Below are 18,125 nucleotides of genomic sequence, written 5' to 3'. Positions count from 1 at the left end.
TTTCTTTGTCACTGTTTTAGATAAAAGAGTTACTATTTGAAGCACGTTGGAACCACATTTATAGTGATAATATTTTATGAATTGGAAAACAATAGTGCTTAGGAAAGGAAGGATTGCGAATGTCTGTGAAAAAGTGGTTAACTGGATTGGTCGTTTTGCTTGCGATGATTGTGGGTGTGACAACTTCAGGCTCACCCAGTGTATTTGCCGAATCCGGCGTCGTAACACAGTCTATTGAGTCAGAGAAAGTGATTGAGGTCGAGTTGAACGATGATTACTTTAATCCGAGAGTCATCAATATTCCGATTGGAAAAACGACAACGTTGATATTGAAGAACCAAGGTAAGAAAGAGCACACCTTCACAGTGGAAAAGCTCAGAATTGACGTCGAAGTCCAGCCGGGAAAAGAAAAAACCATTACCGTGAACCCTAAAAAACCCGGTACATATGAATTGATATGTCGGTACCATTTCCAGAAAGGAATGGATGGAAAAGTAATAGTCAAATAACAAGCAGGGCCAATCGGGCCTTGCTTGTTTAATAAGCAACGGTAGCTTACTTATTATTACTCAGACATCATTATAACATCTAACTTTCCTCAGCAAACAGAAGTTCTTATGAAAACGTAAATGCTTACTTTTTGTAAAGAAAAGAGGTAGATTTGTTCAATAAGACATAGGAATTAAGATCTTGCACAATCGGGCGCGATTGTGCAAGAACACTTAGATTTAAACAAATGTATTGTTATATTTTTAAGTGAAGTATTTCACATCAAAAATGAAATAACTTTATCATGTTACACTTTTGTTTTCATAGCATCGATTTATATGGTTTCGAAAGTTTTTATAAATTGGTATATAATGGATGTGGAGGTGGCTTTATATGTACTTTCCATCAAAAAAAGATGTGTGGTTATATCCAATTTATTTGGCGGGAGTCGCTGCTTGTTTTGCTCCATTTCTTGCAGGAAGGGATTATTTCCTTCTATTTTTCACCATTCCTATTGCCGTTCTTCTTATTTGGAGCTGGTTCACAACGGGTTACAGAATAAAAGATGAACAGCTTATCATTCGATACGGACCGAGGAAAAAAAGAATTTCAATCAAAGATATAAGAAAAATTTCAAAAACTAAAAACCCGTTAGCGGCTCCTGCACTATCTTTTGATAGACTAGAAATCCTTTACGGTTCTCAATTTGAAACAGAATTGGTTTCACCGAAAGATGAGCAACAATTTGTTTGTGTTTTAAAAAATATTCATCCACAAATTGAAGTGGAAAACCATTTAATAAATGAGTGAGAAGAGTGGTCTCTCAAGGGCCACTCTTATTTTTTGATTAGGCAAGGAAATACATAAACTGAACAAAGGAAGAAATTTTATTTCGGATTTGTGATAAAAGGTTGAACATGAACAACACATAAATCTCGAAATTTCCCTTCGGCAGTAGTGACGATGACGACAGCTCGTCCGGCGTTCTTTCCAGTTATGATTGCTTTGTTTTGATCTGTATGAATTGTTATGACGTTAGGATTCATATTTGTCCAAATGAGTTCTTGATTTGTTGCTTGAATTGGGAGAACAGAGGCTGATAATTCAGCGCTTTTCCCTACTTTTATTTTTAATTTGTCTTTTTGTATATGCACACCAATTACAGATACGACAGAAGGAGCGATTGAAATGTGAGGTGAATTTGATTGTATGTTTGGACAAGAAGCATTTGTAATAAGTGATAGTTTTTTTGAGCTTTGGTGTTGTAGTGATGCCATCATTTTAAAGTCTCCTTTCTGTATAAGTGTTGATACTAATACTATAACGAAGTAGTGTTATGATAAATTTAACGAAACATAAAGAAATTGTTAATTTCAAAGAGAAAAATGTCGAAAGGTACATAAAAAGAAAGGAACCCCCGCTTTTATGATGAAAGCGAAGGTTCCTTATTTTAAAAATATTACGCAGTTTTTTCAAATTCCTCAAACTGCTTTTCAACCTCTTTTGAAGGTTTTGTTAATAAACTAATGATAATAATTGCAAGTAAGCTTGCAGCAAATCCTGGGATCATTTCGTATAAAAAGTCTTTTAAAAACTTAAATTGTGTCCACGTAATAACAGTTACAGCCCCAGCGATCATTCCAGCTAGTGCGCCCCATTTTGTCATACGTTTCCAGTATAAGCTTAGTAAAATGACCGGGCCGAATGAAGAACCGAAGCCAGCCCAAGCGTAGCCAACAAGCGCTAGGATTGTGTCATTTTGTTTAAATGCTAATCCACAACCAATAAGTGCGATAACAAGAACAGCCATACGACCAACAAATACAAGCTCACGATCAGATGCAGAACGTTTAAAGAATGTTCTATATATGTCTTCCGTTACTGCACTTGAAGTAACAAGAAGCTGAGAAGAGATTGTACTCATAATAGCCGCTAAAATAGCTGCTAATAAAAATCCAGTAATTAATGGGTGGAATAAAATGTTACCTAGTTCAACGAAAATTGTTTCTGGGTCAGAGAGCTTTAATCCCGCTTTTGAATAGTAAGCGATACCGATAAGGCCAGTAAACATAGCTCCTACTACAGAGAAAATCATCCAGCCCATACCAATTCGACGTGCGCTTTTAATTTCTTTTACAGATGAGATAGCCATAAAGCGTACGATAATATGAGGTTGCCCAGCATAACCAAGACCCCATGCAAATAATGAAATAATACCTAATACGGATGTACCTTTAAAAATATCTAATAGTGCTGGGTCAATAGATTTAATTGTATCAAATGCTGGTCCAAGGCCGTTTACATTCATAATTGTTACGACCGGAACAAGGATAAGAGCAACTACCATGATGATACCTTGAACGAAGTCTGTCCAACTTACAGCTAAGAAGCCGCCGAATAATGTGTAAGCTACAACAACGCCTCCAACAATAAGTAGTCCAACATGATAATTCATGCCAAATGAATTTTCAAATAATACAGCACCCGAAACGAATCCTGAAGCTACATAAAATGTGAAAAAGATCATAATAACAAGTCCAGAAACGAGACGTAGCATATGAGATGCATCATGGAAACGATGCTCTAAAAATTCTGGAATAGTAATAGAGTTGTTTGCAATTTCTGAGTAGGTACGTAAGCGAGGAGCGACATAGATCCAGTTTGCGTATGCGCCAAGTGTTAGGCCAATCGCAATCCAGCTACTACTTAATCCAACGCTAAACATTGCACCGGGTAATCCCATTAACAGCCAGCCGCTCATATCGGCTGCTCCAGCACTTAATGCTGTTACTGCGGGGCCTAGTGTACGCCCGCCAAGCATATAATCTGTTAAGTTGGATGTTTGTTTATAGGCAAAATAGCCGATAATTAACATCCCGAGCATGTAAATAGAGATAGAAATTAAAATTAACATCTGCGTACTCATGTAGTTCCCCTTCCTTTTGTAATATCTTTTGATGAATTTTGCATATTTATAATCTATCATGATTATTTCAGAAAATCCATATACAAATACGAATTTTCTGAAATGTAAGCGTTTTTTGACATAGATTTATTTTTAGAATATATAATTTTCTGACAAAAAAGCTTAATTTAAATAGAGTATTTATTATATTTACATAAAAACAGGTTGTTTTGTCAATATAATATTGAATGAAGAAAAAAATAAAATTTTTAAAAAAGTATTGACTTATGAAAAAAGTAGGGACTATAATGAGTGCAACTTAAAAAAATGCAAGCGTTGATGAAGAAGAGTACATATTTTGAACATGTCAGAGAGCTGGTGGTTGGTGCGAATCAGTATGGGATTAATATGGAATGGCCTTCGGAGCTTCCAAACCGAACCGAAAGAAGTAGGCTTTGGCGACATGATCTCATCGATACAAGAGACACGTATTAACTTTTGATACGGCAAAGTGCGTTACATTTGTAACGAATTAAGGTGGCACCACGGGAGTACCCGTCCTTTCTATAGGATGAGTACTCCCTTTTTGTGTATAAAAATAAATAAATTAAATCGTTTAAGTAAGAAGAGTACGTATATTGGAGACGTTCCAGAGAGCCGGGGATAGGTGGGAGCCCGGTGCGGTGCCATATGCGGAATGGGCTTACGAGAGGTATGCTGAACCGAAAGAAGTAGGCAACCCGGGTTCCGCCGTTACAAGGATAAGGTATATATTTGTACCTGAATAAAGCGGGATGCTTCTTGCATCCAAACGAGGTGGTACCACGGTAAATTTATCGTCCTCTACATATTTCGATATGTAGGGGACTTTTTTTATTTTAAATAGTGAGGTGGCAATCATGATAACGAAAGAACAATTTAACATGCAACAAGGGAAAACATTTTTGGTCATCGATGAAGAAGAAGGAGATAGTGTGACGCCGATTGCTTTATATCGTCGTATGAAAGGTAAAAAGAAATTCTTACTCGAAAGCTCGCAGCTTCATCAAGATAAAGGACGTTATTCTTATTTAGGATGCGATCCATACGGAGAAGTCAAAAGTAATGGCGCAGCAGTAGGGATTACGATAAATGGTAGAACAGAGCAGGTAGAAGAAAATGTATTACAAGCATTGAAAAAAATCATTGCCCCAACGGGTGTCGAAAGTCCATTTCCGTTTTGCGGGGGAGCAGTTGGATATATTGGTTATGATGTGATTCGGCAATATGAAGATATTGGGGAAGAACTGTTTGACCCGGTCGATATTCCAGAAGTTCATGTATTACTGTACCGAGAATTTATGGTATACGACCATTTACGCCAAAAATTATCGTTTGTATATGTATGCAGGGAAGAGGATACGGACTCTTTTGAAGAAGTTCACGAGAGATTGCAGGCATATAAACAAAATGTCTTACAGGCAGAGGAAAAGTACGTAACAGAAATACAATCTTCTCTATCCTTTACTTCTTCTATAACAGAAGAAAAGTTTTGCGAAATGGTAGAGAAAGCAAAAGAATATATTCGAAATGGTGATATTTTTCAAGTTGTATTATCTCAGCGATTACAAAGTGAATTTATAGGCGATTCATTTGCACTTTATCGCAAACTTCGGATTGCGAATCCATCGCCATACATGTTTTATATTGATTTCCAAGATTATGTTGTACTCGGTTCTTCACCAGAAAGCTTACTTTCTGTACGAGACGATAAGGTGATGACGAATCCGATTGCAGGAACAAGACCACGCGGAAAAACAAAGCAGGAAGATGAAGAAATTGCGAAGGAGCTCTTAGCCAATGAGAAAGAGCGTGCCGAACATATGATGCTTGTAGATTTAGGGCGAAATGATATCGGCCGGGTGAGTGAAGTCAGTTCAGTTAAGTTAGATAAGTATATGAAAGTCGAAAAGTATTCACATGTGATGCATATTGTATCCGAAGTTTCCGGAACATTGCGAAAACAAACGGATTGTTTTGATGCATTAGCGTATTGTCTGCCGGCTGGTACTGTATCTGGAGCACCGAAAATTAGGTCGATGCAAATTATCAATAGATTAGAAACGGAAAAAAGAAATGTATATGCCGGAGCAGTTGGATATATAGCTTTTTCTGGAAACCTTGATATGGCGCTTGCGATTCGCACAATGGTTGTCAAAGACGAGAAAGCATATGTGCAGGCAGGAGCTGGTATCGTCTATGATTCAGATCCAACCTCTGAGTATGAGGAGACGTTAAATAAAGCGAGAGCGCTTTTGGAGGTAATGAAATGATTGTACTCATCGATAACTATGATTCATTCACTTATAACTTGTATCAATTGTTAGGGGCATATGAAGAAGAGATTGTTGTCCTGCGAAATGATAAAGTGACGATTCAAGAACTGGAAGAAATGAAACCAAAAGCAATTATTCTTTCACCAGGACCTGGAAAACCAGAAGATGCAGGAATTTGCATCCAGGTGATTCAGCATTTTTATAAACAAATTCCGATTCTTGGCATTTGTCTTGGACATCAAGCGATCGTTTCAGCGTTTGGCGGTGAAATTGTAAGAGCAGAGAATATAAAACATGGGAAAACATCACGTGTAAAACATAATGGCACATCGATATTTTCCTATGTCACGCAACCGTTAACTGCAATGCGCTATCATTCACTTGTAGCAGCGAAGCAGACGATTCCAAAGTGTTTTGATGTATTAGCAACAGCGATGGATGATGGGGAGATCATGGCAGTTCGCCATAATTATTACCCACTTTTCGGACTTCAGTTTCATCCGGAGTCCATTGCGACGGAAGAGGGCGGAAAATTAATACGTGCATTTTTATCCAATGTGAAAGAGGAGGAGCGAGTATGAACAGTTATCTTCGGAAATTAGTAGATGGACAAAACTTAACGGAACAGGAAATGTATAAAGCAGGTCTTGCACTCTTAAGTGAAGATATATTAGAAAGTGAAATTGCTGCGTTTTTAGCATTGTTAAAGGCAAAGGGTGAAACAGCCGATGAAATATATGGCCTCGTTCGTGCTCTTCGGGAAAAGGCGTTACCATTTGCAAGTCATATAAAAGGAGCGATGGATAATTGCGGAACAGGCGGAGACGGAGCCCAAACATTTAACATTAGTACAACATCTGCTTTCGTACTTGCCGGAGCTGGTGTGAAGGTAGCGAAACATGGGAATCGCGCTGTGTCTAGTAAAACGGGGAGTGCGGATCTATTAGAAGAACTTGGTGTAAATATTGCATGTACCCCAAGAGAGATTGACTATTTATTAGAAAAAGTAGGCATAGCTTTTCTATTTGCACCAGCGATGCATCCGGCACTTAAACGCATTATGAAAATAAGAAAAGAGCTGAATGTACCGACCATTTTTAATCTTATTGGTCCACTTACAAATCCGATTGATTTAGAAACGCAGTTTGTTGGTATATACAAACGAGATATGCTAATGCCAGTAGCAAAGGTATTGCAAAAGCTTGGTCGAAAACAAGCGCTCGTTGTAAATGGAAGTGGATTTTTAGATGAAGCCTCTTTGCAAGGAGAAAATCATGTGGTGATTTTAAAAGACAACAAAATTATAGAAGAGAGCATTACTCCAGAAACATATGGATTTTCTCGGGTGAGTAATGAAGAAATCCGAGGCGGAAATGCAAAAGAAAATGCGCATATTACACTGCAAATACTAGAGGGGAAAAAGAGTGTATACCGTGATACGGTTCTACTCAATGCAGGTCTTGCACTTTTTGCGAATGGAAAAGTAGAGACAATTGAAGAAGGAATTCACTTAGCAGCACATAGTATTGACTCTGGAAAGGCATTAGAGAAACTGAATGTATTAATTGCAGCTAGTAATCAAAGATTGGAGAGGGTGAACTAAATGGAAACTATTTTAGACAAGATTGTTGAGCAGAAGAAAAAAGAAGTAGAAGAGTTATACCAAACATATACACCAGTGAAAGAAAAAAGACAGGTTTACTCACTTGTGGAAGCACTGAAACAATTTACAGTTATTGCAGAAATGAAACGAGCGTCCCCATCTAAAGGCGACATCAATTTACATGTAGATGTAGCAAAACAAGTAAAGACGTATGAACAGTGCGAGGCAGGAGCTGTTTCCGTTTTAACGGATGGGAAGTTTTTTAAAGGATCCTTTCAAGATTTAGAAACGGCGAGAGCACAAAGTAATATTCCGCTTTTATGTAAAGATTTCATCATTGATACCATTCAAATTGATCGGGCGTATGAAGCGGGAGCGGATCTCATTTTACTTATCGTTGCGGCATTATCAGAAGAAAAGCTACGAAAGTTATATGCATACGTACAAAAAGTAGGATTAGAAGCAATTGTAGAAGTACACAATGAGGCAGAATTAGAGGTGGCATTAGCATTAACTCCTCATGTGATTGGAATAAACAATCGTAATTTGAAAACATTTGAAGTGGACTTAGGTACGACAGAAAAACTCGGGAAACGATTAAATGAAAAGAATATGCTTTGGATTAGTGAAAGTGGAATTCATACGAAAGAAGATATCATGCGTGTCAAGCAGGCTGGTGCAAAAGGAATTCTTGTTGGGGAAGCGCTGATGACTGCACCTTCTGTCGGAGACTTTTTTCAATCGCTGAAGGTGACAACATGAAAGTAAAGATTTGTGGCATTACTGATTTCGAGACAGCAAAACTTGCCTGTGAATATGGCGCAGATGCCATTGGATTTGTTTTTGCGAAAAGTAAAAGGAAAATTACACCTAAAAAGGCAAAACAGATTATTAGTGAGCTTCCAACTGATGTAATGAAGGTTGGCGTGTTTGTAAATGAATCGGTAGAAGTCATCCAGAAAATCGTAAATGATTGTGGTTTAACGCATGTACAACTGCATGGGGATGAGAGGAATCATCATATTAGAAGATTGAATATTCCGTCTATAAAAGCGGTTGGTGTACATTCGAGTGAAGATATCGAACAATCAACAGGCTATGAAGCAGATTTTCTCTTATTTGATAGCCCGAAAGAAAAGTTTCATGGTGGAAATGGTAAAACATTTTCATGGCAGTTACTAGAGCATATGCCAAATGAAATTCGAAAAAAGTGCATGTTAGCTGGTGGATTACACATTGAAAACATTAAAGAAGCGATTGAAATTGTTAAGCCGTATATGGTGGATGTCAGCAGTGGCGTAGAAACAGATGGCAAGAAAGATAGAGAAAAAATAAAACAATTTATTAGAAAAGCGAAGGAGTGTTAAACATGCAATATGCATATCCAGATGAAAAAGGTCACTACGGTATATACGGAGGACGTTACGTTCCAGAAACACTTATGCAGTCCGTTTTAGAATTAGAAGAGGCATATAAAGAAGCGATGCAAGATGAAGCATTTCAACAAGAATTAGAGCATTATTTACAAACGTATGTCGGAAGAGAAACACCTCTTTATTTTGCAGAGAATCTAACAAAGTATTGCGGAGGGGCAAAGATTTACTTAAAACGCGAAGATTTAAATCATACAGGAGCTCATAAAATTAACAATACAATTGGGCAAGCGCTTCTTGCGGTGCGAATGGGTAAGAAAAAGATTGTAGCTGAAACAGGAGCTGGACAACACGGAGTAGCAACAGCGACGGTATGTGCTTTACTCGGTTTAGAATGCGTCATTTTCATGGGAGAAGAGGATGTGAAACGTCAAAAGTTAAACGTCTTCAGAATGGAACTATTAGGAGCGAAAGTGGAAAGTGTTGCAGCAGGTAGTGGGACGTTAAAAGATGCAGTAAACGAAGCGCTTCGTTACTGGGTTGCACATGTGCATGATACGCACTATGTAATGGGATCTGTTCTTGGACCGCATCCATTCCCGCAAATGGTACGTGATTTTCAAAGTGTAATTGGGAAAGAAACGAAGAAGCAATATGAAGCGTTAGAAGGGAAATTGCCAGAAGCAGTTGTTGCTTGCATTGGCGGCGGGAGTAACGCGATGGGGATGTTTTATCCGTTTGTACACGATGAAGAAGTTGCTCTTTATGGCGTGGAAGCAGCAGGAAAAGGGGTTCATACAGAGAAGCACGCAGCAACATTAACACAAGGAAGCGTGGGCGTCCTTCATGGTTCAATGATGTATCTCCTTCAAAATGAAGAAGGACAAATTCAGGAAGCACACTCTATTTCAGCAGGTCTAGATTATCCGGGGGTTGGGCCAGAGCATAGTCTGCTAAAAGATATTGGCCGTGTTTCTTATCACGCAATTACAGATGAAGAAGCGTTGGCTGCATTCCAGTTATTAACGAAAAAAGAAGGAATTATCCCAGCATTAGAAAGCTCACATGCAGTGGCATATGCATTAAAACTCGCGCCTACAATGAAGCAAGATGAAGGACTTGTCATTTGTTTATCGGGCCGCGGTGATAAAGATGTTGAAAGTATAAAACGTTATATGGAAGAGGTGTAAACGATGGGGGTAGAAAGAATTACAGCAGCGTTTCAAAATGGAAAAAAAGCATTTATCCCGTATGTAATGGGAGGAGATGGCGGTTTACAAAAGTTACAAGAGCAAATTCGTTTTCTAGATGAAGCAGGAGCGAGCATTGTTGAAATTGGTATTCCTTTTTCTGACCCAGTTGCAGATGGACCTACAATTCAAAGGGCGGGAAAACGAGCATTAGACAGTGGAACAACGCTCGGGGGAATCTTTCAGGCATTAGCGGAAGTAAGACAAGAAGTAAATATTCCATTTGTACTTATGACCTATTTAAACCCGATTTTAGTATTTGGAAAAGAACGCTTTATCGGAAGTTGTCTAGAGGCTGGTGTAGATGGTATTATCGTTCCAGACTTGCCTTATGAAGAACAAGATATCATTGCGCCACTTCTTCGTGATGTGAATATCGCCTTGATTCCACTTGTTACAGTAACGAGCCCAGTTGAACGGATTGAAAAGATTACGAGGGAATCACAAGGTTTCGTTTATGCGGTAACAGTAGCAGGTGTTACGGGAGCTAGACAGAACTTTAAACAAGAGATTCATAGCTACTTAGAAAAAGTAAAAGCACATGTCCATCTCCCGGTAGTTGCTGGATTTGGAATCTCAACGACTGAGCACATTGAGGAAATGATTACTGTGTGTGATGGGGTTGTTGTGGGGAGTAAAGTAATTGAGTTATTAGAAACAGGAAAACAGAATGAAATTTGTGAGTTAATTGCTGTGGTGAAATAATAAATGTGGGCGATAGGAGATAGTAAGCGAAATTATATCGGCGTAAATTAAAATATATCGGCGATTCGACAAGGGATATCGACTAACAGACAAATAACGACAAAAGAGGCTACCTGTAAAGGAGCCTCTTTTATTATTAACCTAATGGATTTTCACCAAATCGTTTCCAAAGTTTTGGAAAACGTTTTGCTAATCCTTCTTCATCATCTTCATCCCAATCGAATTCAATATCAGGAATAGATGAATCATGTCCCTTTTCATCTAATAAAGAATCAAGTTTATCCCAAATATCATCGTCCCATTCTATATCTCCCGTTTCTTTTAAAGAAAAAGCTTCAAGGCCTATATTTAACATTTCTTCAAATTCTGGAATAATTTCTTCCTCTTCATAAAAAGAAGGAATTAAGTTTGCTAGATTATCAGGATTTTGCAGAGCGGCTTCAAACACTTCTTGTCCGCATGCAATGAGCCAGCCTCTGAAATAATCAAATGAATCATCAGAGCATCCACCTAGAATAATATACGCAGCTGCCCATAGAGAAGATGTATAAGATTCTTTGAAAGCAGTCTGAAAGTGGATTTCATAATCGGCAATTTCACTTGCGGATCGTGAAGCTAATTGTTCAACTAGCCATTCGCTCGTTTCGTCTTTTGTGTTCATTTCAGAAATGAGTTGCCAAAATTGTTCTTTATTCATTGTTAGCACTCCTTTTAAAACGGTATTTGTTTGTAGTGTAACATTTTTTCAATCCTTCACTTGATAAAGAATAGGAAAAAACTGTTGTGAAATGAATTGAATATTATGACATCTGTTATATAATAGTTACAATTGTATCTTATAAGAAATGAGATGATGGTATGGCTGTACTGTTAGCCCTTATTCCAATCATGATGATTTTTATTTGTTTATTTATTTTTAAACAAACATCGCTGAAAGCATCGCTAATTTCCTATGCAGTATGCGGTGGAATCGTTTTACTAACACCAATGTTTCGACTGCAAATAGGAGAGATCATGCATGCAACTATTAAGGGCTGGTTAATTTGTTTTATTGTTGGCTATGTTCTGTTTTTTGGTATTCTTTTATTTCACCTCATGAACAAAATGGGGTATATCGACCAAGTTGCACGTTTTATCGAACAAGTTACACATGATCGATTATTACAAATGCTCTTAATGTGTTTTGGGATTTGTCCACTTATTGAATCCGTGAGCGGATTCGGAATTGGTTTTATGGTTGCTGCCCCTATTTTTCTCTCGCTTGGCTATAAACCGTTTCAAGCAGTTTTATTATCGTTTATCGGTTTATTGGCAAGTTCATGGGGGGCAATGGCTACAGGAACGATTATCGGTTCACAACTTATCAATATGCCATTAGTAAACTTAGGAACTAGTACAGCGTTACTCAGTATTCCTTTTTTTGCATACTTTATTTTCCTTTCTTTGTATGTAGTTGGAGGTGGGCAAGCAATTAAGCAAAAGTGGAAAGAAGGAATGGGCTTTTTTCTTTTATTTTCTATATCAATCTACCTTTCTAACGCATACGTAAGTGTTGAGTTAGCAGGGATTTTAAGTTCCATTGTAACAATTACATTTGGTTTTCTTATCATTAAAATGACAACGAAACAAGGGGAGGAGTTTGTATCAGAGCATGCTGCAACGACGCAGCGAGAAGTTTCTATCGTGAAAATTATAAGCCCGTATTTATTTTTAACTGTTTGTATCTTGCTTTCTCGTCTCATTCCATCGCTACATAATATGCTTGGGTCTTATGCTGTTCTTGATTTGCCAGCGTACTCTTACAAACTAGCATTATTATATTCACCTGGATTTTGGCTTGGGGTTACATGTTTATTTACTATCATTTTTTTTCGCATTCCTTCTACTATTATAAAACAATCTTTATCGCAAACGATCAAACAATGGATACCGTTTGCGATTACAACGACAATGTTCATTGCCATTTCAGAACTAATGGGCGCCGCTGGTATGCACACATTGTTAGCAGAAGCAGCGGGAAATACATTTGGAACGTTATTTGTCTTTGTTGCTCCGTTCATTGGTGCAATTGGTGGTTTTTTAACGGGAAGTAACGCAGGATCAAATGCGATGTTTATTAAACTACAAATGCAAACAGCACAGAATGTAGGGCTTCCGTGGCAATATGTGACAACGCTGCAAAATACAGCATCATCGGTAGCGACAATCGCATGTCCATCACGGATTACACTCGGGGCCTATTTATGTAATATCCCGTTTCGTGAGAATGAACTACTAAAGAAGACAACGCTTATAATCTTTGGAGCGGTGTTGATTGTAGTAGTGGAAGTTGCCGGATGGTATGTATTGCAATGAAATCCTCTGTTTAAGGAGGATTTTTGTTTGTCAGTGGATAATGTATAAAAGAACAAACGTTTCTATTATGTGAAGAGGAGATGATCCCCGTGCCCTTAAAAAACTACGGTGTTCTAAAAGGTATAGCAGTACAATCTATGAGTGGAAAAGGGAAAACCCCTCATTACCAAGTCCGTTTACAAGACGAAGATAGAGTGGACTATCGCATTGCTATTAATGTGAAATCACAAAGTTATCCATCTGAGGTTTTATATTTTGCAAGTGAAAATATAAAATCAGAGGCGATTACGATTTTACCAACAATACCTTTTGGTTTTACTGAAATTAAAAATAATAAGCCGAAGATTGCACTAGATTATGTGAGGGGAAATTTATTTGATTCAAACCAGATGATTCCATTGCCACCTGAAAAGCCAGGCCAAAATAATGATTTAAATGAAAAAATCGAACATTATATAAAGCGTGCAATAGAGGAAAAGGCAATTATTTATGCATTTGGAGAACGATGGGGTCCAGAACATAATACACCTGATCGGTATTTTCATTTTAAACCTGGTAACGGCATACATGATATTCATATGAACCAAGGAAATGTGGAGAACTGGAAGAATGATGATGGCGTGTGGCAAGATGGCGGCATATTCATCCACTTTGAGAAAGAGGAAAAGTGGATTGGAATTTTCCTTGCATTTCAGTCGCAGTCTTGGTGTACGGATGAAGAGGGGCATGCACGGGTTCCTGTGGAGCAGTGTAATTATAAAGGGGGAAATTAAGCAAAACAGCTAGTTCATCTCGAACTAGCTGTTTTAATTTTGTAGAAAATAAGACTGATGAATGCAGCGATACATGAAAATAGTATCGCTATGCTCGAAAAAGCAAGTACATACATATTATATTTCACTACACTACCTATCAACTGATTACTATCATAATGAAACAACGCTGCTACCGTATTGAATAAGAACAAGACGATAAATATCGTAATCACACCATCTAATGAACCTTCTATATCTGGTTTACTTAATGCGATGTGTGCAGAAATGCAAATCGCGATAAAAAGAAAAATCCAAAAGGAAGGAGTAGAAAGGTTACTAATCGTAAAAAGACTTTTTAATAGGAGGATCGATGATACAAAAATATTTTGCAGCATATCGATATTAATAGAAGTAACTTGCGTATTTGTTTCAAGAGCACGCATAAAGACCGAATAAGATTGTGGTACAAAATAATACATCAAAAGGATTAAGACGGTCATTCCTGAAAAAATAGGAGCAATTCCGATGAAGAAATTTCCTATTCTTTGATAGATACTTCTTTGATTATATTGGTGTCTTACATAACCTAAATAACCGTTACTTGTATCGGTTGGAAAGAGCTGCATTGCGACAATTTGATGTCTGAATACGACACACATAACAGCATGACCAAGTTCATGGATAGGGACACCAATCCAAGCTGATAAAAGGAAGCCTTTCTTGCCAAAAGCTCTCGTCCAATACGCCCGTGTAAGAGATTCTAAATACCCTAATAAAAAACCAACTAAAATGATGACACCTAGTAATGAGAATAATTGTATCAAGCTTGTAAGGAATATATGAAAAATTGAGTATGCTAATTCCATATTCTTCATCCAATCTATGTATTTTATGAAATTCTTTTTAATATTGTTTATCATACCACTTTGTTAGTAGATTACTAGAATAAATACGATGGAAATGTATAGAATAGATAGCTTTTTCTTGTAGGCATGTTTTCTCTCCTTATACATATATTGAATTTGTAGCAACTTAGAAGATACATGCTAAGGGGGAGATGATAGGATGACGTGTCCAAAATGTAACACCGAGCATACAAGCGAAGCTAAATTTTGTGGGAATTGCGGGCATGCACTGACAGAACAAGCCGCGGGACATCGTGCAGAACAGGGAGAACAGCAGTTGACCCAGTCAGCAGGCACGAATGAAAAGGTAGAGCAAGCAAAGCAATTTGCGAGTGGCTATTTCCAGTTTTTTAAGAATGCATTGAAAGCTCCGTCAGCAATTATGAAAAGTGGACATATTGAGGTAAGGAATGGGATCACAAGTCTTGTTCTTATTTGTTTTTTATTTGCTTGTCTGTTTTATCGAATGATGAGTCAGGCTACGTCGGTGGCGACGAGATTCGCACCTGAAGTGCCTGCGCCTTCATTTTTTGGAGAATCTGTTAAAGTCTTTCTCTTTTTATTAATTTTAGTTCTTTTTGCTGGGTTTATTGTTTTTGTAAGTGGAAAGTTGATGAAATCATCTTTTTCTTTTTTGGAAACATTAGGTATTTGGGGAACAGTATCGACACCAGTTGTCGCTGTGCTTGTTATCGCACTTTTATTTAGCTTTTTAACAATTTTTCTAGCAGCTTTCTTTTTAGGGATTGCTATATCGTGGATGAGCGTATGTATGATTGTTTCAATCGTAAAGTTAGACCGAGGTGGATTAGATCCAGTGTACACACTAATCATTGCAAATATTTTGATTTCAATTGCGATCTGGATTATCCTTTGGTCTTATATCCAAACAATCATTAATACCTTAACAGGAAGTTTCTCGGGCTTCTATTAAAAAGATGGCTGAACGGATGAGCGTGTGTACAAAATGCGGTTTGCAATTAATGGATGGCGTGCAATTTTGTCAAAGCTGTGGAACGAGAAGAGCTGAATATGAACGGAGAGGAAACGAAGAGGCATCCCATATGCGAAGGAAGATGAGTACAGGAAAGAAAATATGGATTGGGGTTATCATTCTTGTTATTCTCAGCTTTGGCGGGGTATACATGTATGGGGCAAAGTATTATTCTGCAGAAGCGCAAATTGATAGAATGGTTACGATCTTACAAGAAAGAAATGCAGAGAAATTCATTGATATTGTGATAACAGATGATCCGCAATTTGTAGTCGATAAAGAGAGCATAGCCCCGTTGTTTTCTTATATAAAAGAATCCCCTTCTTATGTGAATGATTTAAAAGCTTCTATACAACAGCAAAGGAAGAAGCAAAGTGATGTAGAAAAAGTAGACTTTGTATTAACGAAGGATGGAAAATACTTATTTCTATTTGATCGATATAAATTGAAAGCAAAAACGTATTACGCATCGCTTCTTACAAATGAAAAAGATGCGTTGTTAAAAATAAATGGAAAAGAGTTAGATAAGGCGACTGATAAAATGTTTGAAAAGCAATATGGACCATTTTTTCCAGGGATTCAAACGTTTCAATCAGAGTTTAAAAATGATTATGTGAAGTTAAAGCGTGAAGAAAAGGTCGTACTTATGAAGCAAAATCAAAATAATATAACAGTTGATCTTTCATTAAAAGGCCATTACATCACGATTCAAACAAATGTAGCGGGAGCGACATTATATGCCAATCAGAAACCAATTACGACTCTCACAGGGGAAGAATTTAAGTGGGGACCAGTAGCTACGGATGGGAGCGTCTCGATTTATTTAGAAAAAGAGAGCGCAAGCGGAAAAGAGAGAACAAAGGTGGAACCTATATCAACAAATCAATACTATACATTATCGTTTCAAAAAAAATCTGAAGAACAACCGAAATCTTCTTATTCACCACCAGTAACAACGAAGTATGTATATAACGGATTTTTCTTTCCTGATAGTCATATTCGGAAGTTAACAAGTGCAGAGTTAAATTTCTTAACAAAAGAACAATTACGGATTGCGAGAAATGAAATATACGCTCGGCATGGGCATATTTTTCAAACGAAAGATATGCAGGCATACTTTTTAAGGCAGTCTTGGTATCGGGAAAATCCGTATTATACAGGAGAGTTGAATGATGTCGAGACGTATAATGTTGAGCTTATAAAGTCAAAGGAATAGGTAGAAGAATTCACTTTCTATGTTGTAAAAATGAAAGGTACATCATCAATAATGGTGATGTACCTTTTATTTATCTATTATGGTAATTATGACATGATTCCTATTGGGAAATACGGAGTAATTGAGTAGTAAGGTACCTTTTTTGTTATTTTTGTAGTGGGATAAGGGCAGCTTTAGCTGGTTCGCGTGAAAAATAGAGATGAAAGAGAAAGTTGACCCTACTCGATTTTCCAGTTGTACTAGCTTGGACATCGGATAAAGCACTGGAAGAAAGTATGGCTTCTGAATTCGGTGGAACTGTAATCTCGAGTCTACTGTTTAATCCTTCTGATGCGACAACTTTTACTGCATCGTAAGAGAGGTTGATAATCTTAAGAATACCGAGTGGATAGACCGCCTCATTAGGCTGTGAGGTAGATGCAAATAGGGTAGATTTCCAAATTTCTTGAAAAAAGGTATCGCTATCAACTGCCCAAGCCTCTGCATCGTAGATTGTTGCACTAATACTGAATTCTTGTTCAAGTGGTTGAGCAATTTTGGATTCAGCAGGAGTAGAAATAAAATTACTACACATTGAGTCTGTTCACCTACTTTCCATTGTGACTGTTATAGCATATTAATAATCAGATTTATGAGACACGACGTTTTACCTATAATGTTCAAAGGATGTTTAAGGTATAAAATCATCCTTTTGAGTGGGAGAGAGCATCCAGCCATGCATAGAAGTGGTCAGGTCCTTTTTTATTATTTTAACCGAGAAGACCCCCTTCTCTAAACGAAGTGAAGGTGGAGGATGAATCGGTTTTTTCTTTTTAAAGAAAACGTCTCTTTTTTTGTAGAACGTATGTTTGTTTTGGTACATAATGATCTTATCAAATAAAAAGAGGTGAGAACAGGTGAAGAAAGCGTATTTTTCGAAACGGATCTACAAGATAGATTTACCGCATGAAATGGTAGATGCATTGGCAGAGACAGTCGAAACATTTAATCATGCAAAACGTTTTGCATTTCAAACGATTGTTCGTGAAAAGCGTTGGAACCGTAAGTTGTATAGGGACAGTCTTCATCTCGTTCTCAAGCGGAAATATCAATTGAATGATTATTATGCAAACAGTGCGGCGCAAGAAGCAAAGGCATTGTTTACAGGTTTAATGGCGTTACAAAAACGATATGAGAAGCAAACGCAAGAGAAGCTTAAGAAGCTCAAGAAAAAGTTGAAACAAGAACGGACAAAACTAACAAATCTTCGCAAAATCAAAC

Annotated in this window: 18 protein-coding genes, 1 pseudogene and 2 other annotated features; of the genes and pseudogenes, 14 read left to right on the top strand and 5 right to left on the bottom strand. The window is 37.5% G+C overall.

Features of this window, described 5'->3' with window-relative positions:
- Positions 1 to 119 precede the first annotated feature (119 nt).
- Positions 120 to 509, top strand: a complete 390-nt coding sequence (locus KFD70_RS21560) for a cupredoxin domain-containing protein (RefSeq protein WP_336453978.1) — start codon at positions 120 to 122, stop codon at positions 507 to 509.
- 373 nt (positions 510 to 882) lie between these two features.
- Positions 883 to 1,299: a PH domain-containing protein gene (locus KFD70_RS21555; RefSeq protein ID WP_336453979.1), complete on the top strand. Its 417-nt coding sequence runs from the start codon at positions 883 to 885 to the stop codon at positions 1,297 to 1,299.
- A 77-nt stretch (positions 1,300 to 1,376) separates the two neighbouring features.
- Here KFD70_RS21555 and KFD70_RS21550 read toward each other — a convergent pair whose 3' ends face one another.
- Together KFD70_RS21550 and putP are read right to left on the bottom strand one after the other, a co-directional pair.
- Positions 1,377 to 1,769, bottom strand: coding sequence for an Ig-like domain-containing protein (locus KFD70_RS21550; protein WP_336453980.1), 393 nt, complete (start codon positions 1,767 to 1,769; stop codon positions 1,377 to 1,379).
- Positions 1,770 to 1,948: 179 nt separating this feature from the next.
- Entirely contained in the window at positions 1,949 to 3,415 is a 1,467-nt protein-coding gene (gene putP, locus KFD70_RS21545) for a sodium/proline symporter PutP (RefSeq protein WP_336453981.1), read from the bottom strand.
- Positions 3,416 to 3,721: 306 nt separating this feature from the next.
- Positions 3,722 to 3,960, top strand: a binding site (T-box leader).
- A 40-nt stretch (positions 3,961 to 4,000) separates the two neighbouring features.
- Positions 4,001 to 4,241 (top strand) — a binding site (T-box leader).
- A gap of 52 nt (positions 4,242 to 4,293) precedes the next feature.
- On the opposite strand from putP, the gene trpE reads away from it, so the two are divergent.
- From trpE to trpA, 7 genes are read left to right on the top strand one after another with little or no spacing between them, the layout of a single operon-like run.
- A complete protein-coding gene (trpE, locus tag KFD70_RS21540) occupies positions 4,294 to 5,706 on the top strand; it encodes an anthranilate synthase component I (RefSeq protein WP_336453982.1) in 1,413 nt (470 codons plus the stop codon).
- Positions 5,703 to 6,290: an aminodeoxychorismate/anthranilate synthase component II gene (locus tag KFD70_RS21535; RefSeq protein WP_336453983.1), complete on the top strand. Its 588-nt coding sequence runs from the start codon at positions 5,703 to 5,705 to the stop codon at positions 6,288 to 6,290. The genes trpE and KFD70_RS21535 overlap by 4 nt, the downstream gene beginning before the upstream one ends.
- Positions 6,287 to 7,312 carry an anthranilate phosphoribosyltransferase gene (gene trpD, locus KFD70_RS21530; RefSeq protein ID WP_336453984.1) on the top strand — a complete coding sequence of 342 codons (1,026 nt, stop codon included), beginning with the start codon at positions 6,287 to 6,289 and terminating at the stop codon, positions 7,310 to 7,312. Before KFD70_RS21535 ends, trpD begins: the two co-directional genes overlap by 4 nt.
- On the top strand, positions 7,313 to 8,074 hold the full coding sequence (gene trpC, locus KFD70_RS21525; protein ID WP_336453985.1) for an indole-3-glycerol phosphate synthase TrpC: 762 nt from the start codon (positions 7,313 to 7,315) through the stop codon (positions 8,072 to 8,074). It abuts the gene before it with no gap.
- Positions 8,071 to 8,679, top strand: a complete 609-nt coding sequence (locus KFD70_RS21520; RefSeq protein WP_336453986.1) for a phosphoribosylanthranilate isomerase — start codon at positions 8,071 to 8,073, stop codon at positions 8,677 to 8,679. Before trpC ends, KFD70_RS21520 begins: the two co-directional genes overlap by 4 nt.
- A 2-nt stretch (positions 8,680 to 8,681) precedes the next feature.
- Positions 8,682 to 9,875: a tryptophan synthase subunit beta gene (gene trpB, locus KFD70_RS21515; RefSeq protein ID WP_336453987.1), complete on the top strand. Its 1,194-nt coding sequence runs from the start codon at positions 8,682 to 8,684 to the stop codon at positions 9,873 to 9,875.
- A 3-nt stretch (positions 9,876 to 9,878) separates the two neighbouring features.
- Positions 9,879 to 10,640, top strand: coding sequence for a tryptophan synthase subunit alpha (gene trpA / locus KFD70_RS21510; protein ID WP_431613315.1), 762 nt, complete (start codon positions 9,879 to 9,881; stop codon positions 10,638 to 10,640).
- 136 nt (positions 10,641 to 10,776) lie between these two features.
- Here the strand turns inward: trpA and KFD70_RS21505 are convergent, their stop codons facing one another.
- A complete protein-coding gene (locus tag KFD70_RS21505) occupies positions 10,777 to 11,337 on the bottom strand; it encodes a DUF4240 domain-containing protein (protein ID WP_336453989.1) in 561 nt (186 codons plus the stop codon).
- Positions 11,338 to 11,498: 161 nt separating this feature from the next.
- Between KFD70_RS21505 and KFD70_RS21500 the strand changes: the two genes are divergently transcribed.
- Positions 11,499 to 12,995, top strand: a complete 1,497-nt coding sequence (locus KFD70_RS21500; RefSeq protein WP_336453990.1) for an L-lactate permease — start codon at positions 11,499 to 11,501, stop codon at positions 12,993 to 12,995.
- Positions 12,996 to 13,084: 89 nt separating this feature from the next.
- On the top strand, positions 13,085 to 13,768 hold the full coding sequence (locus tag KFD70_RS21495; RefSeq protein ID WP_431613314.1) for a DUF2278 family protein: 684 nt from the start codon (positions 13,085 to 13,087) through the stop codon (positions 13,766 to 13,768).
- A 14-nt stretch (positions 13,769 to 13,782) separates the two neighbouring features.
- Here KFD70_RS21495 and KFD70_RS21490 read toward each other — a convergent pair whose 3' ends face one another.
- On the bottom strand, positions 13,783 to 14,625 hold the full coding sequence (locus tag KFD70_RS21490) for a hypothetical protein (protein WP_431613338.1): 843 nt from the start codon (positions 14,623 to 14,625) through the stop codon (positions 13,783 to 13,785).
- Positions 14,626 to 14,815: 190 nt separating this feature from the next.
- On the opposite strand from KFD70_RS21490, the gene KFD70_RS21485 reads away from it, so the two are divergent.
- Complete coding sequence (locus KFD70_RS21485; RefSeq protein ID WP_336453993.1) at positions 14,816 to 15,589, top strand: zinc-ribbon domain-containing protein; 774 nt, start codon at positions 14,816 to 14,818, stop codon at positions 15,587 to 15,589.
- Positions 15,590 to 15,605: 16 nt separating this feature from the next.
- Positions 15,606 to 16,865, top strand: a complete 1,260-nt coding sequence (locus KFD70_RS21480; RefSeq protein ID WP_431613313.1) for a TcaA 3rd/4th domain-containing protein — start codon at positions 15,606 to 15,608, stop codon at positions 16,863 to 16,865.
- Positions 16,866 to 17,010: 145 nt separating this feature from the next.
- Here KFD70_RS21480 and KFD70_RS21475 read toward each other — a convergent pair whose 3' ends face one another.
- The gene (locus KFD70_RS21475; protein ID WP_336453995.1) at positions 17,011 to 17,439 is read right to left on the bottom strand and encodes a hypothetical protein; all 429 of its coding nucleotides are present in this window, start codon (positions 17,437 to 17,439) and stop codon (positions 17,011 to 17,013) included.
- Between the two features lie 322 nt (positions 17,440 to 17,761).
- On the opposite strand from KFD70_RS21475, the pseudogene KFD70_RS21470 reads away from it, so the two are divergent.
- A pseudogene (locus KFD70_RS21470) lies at positions 17,762 to 18,125 on the top strand (hypothetical protein); the annotation flags it as partial.

The sequence above is a fragment of the Bacillus pfraonensis genome (assembly GCF_050768835.1).
GTDB classification, from domain to species: Bacteria; Bacillota; Bacilli; order Bacillales; family Bacillaceae_G; genus Bacillus_A; species Bacillus_A pfraonensis.
Note: the sequence above shows the minus strand (reverse complement) of the source record. Positions and strands in the feature narration are given on the sequence as shown.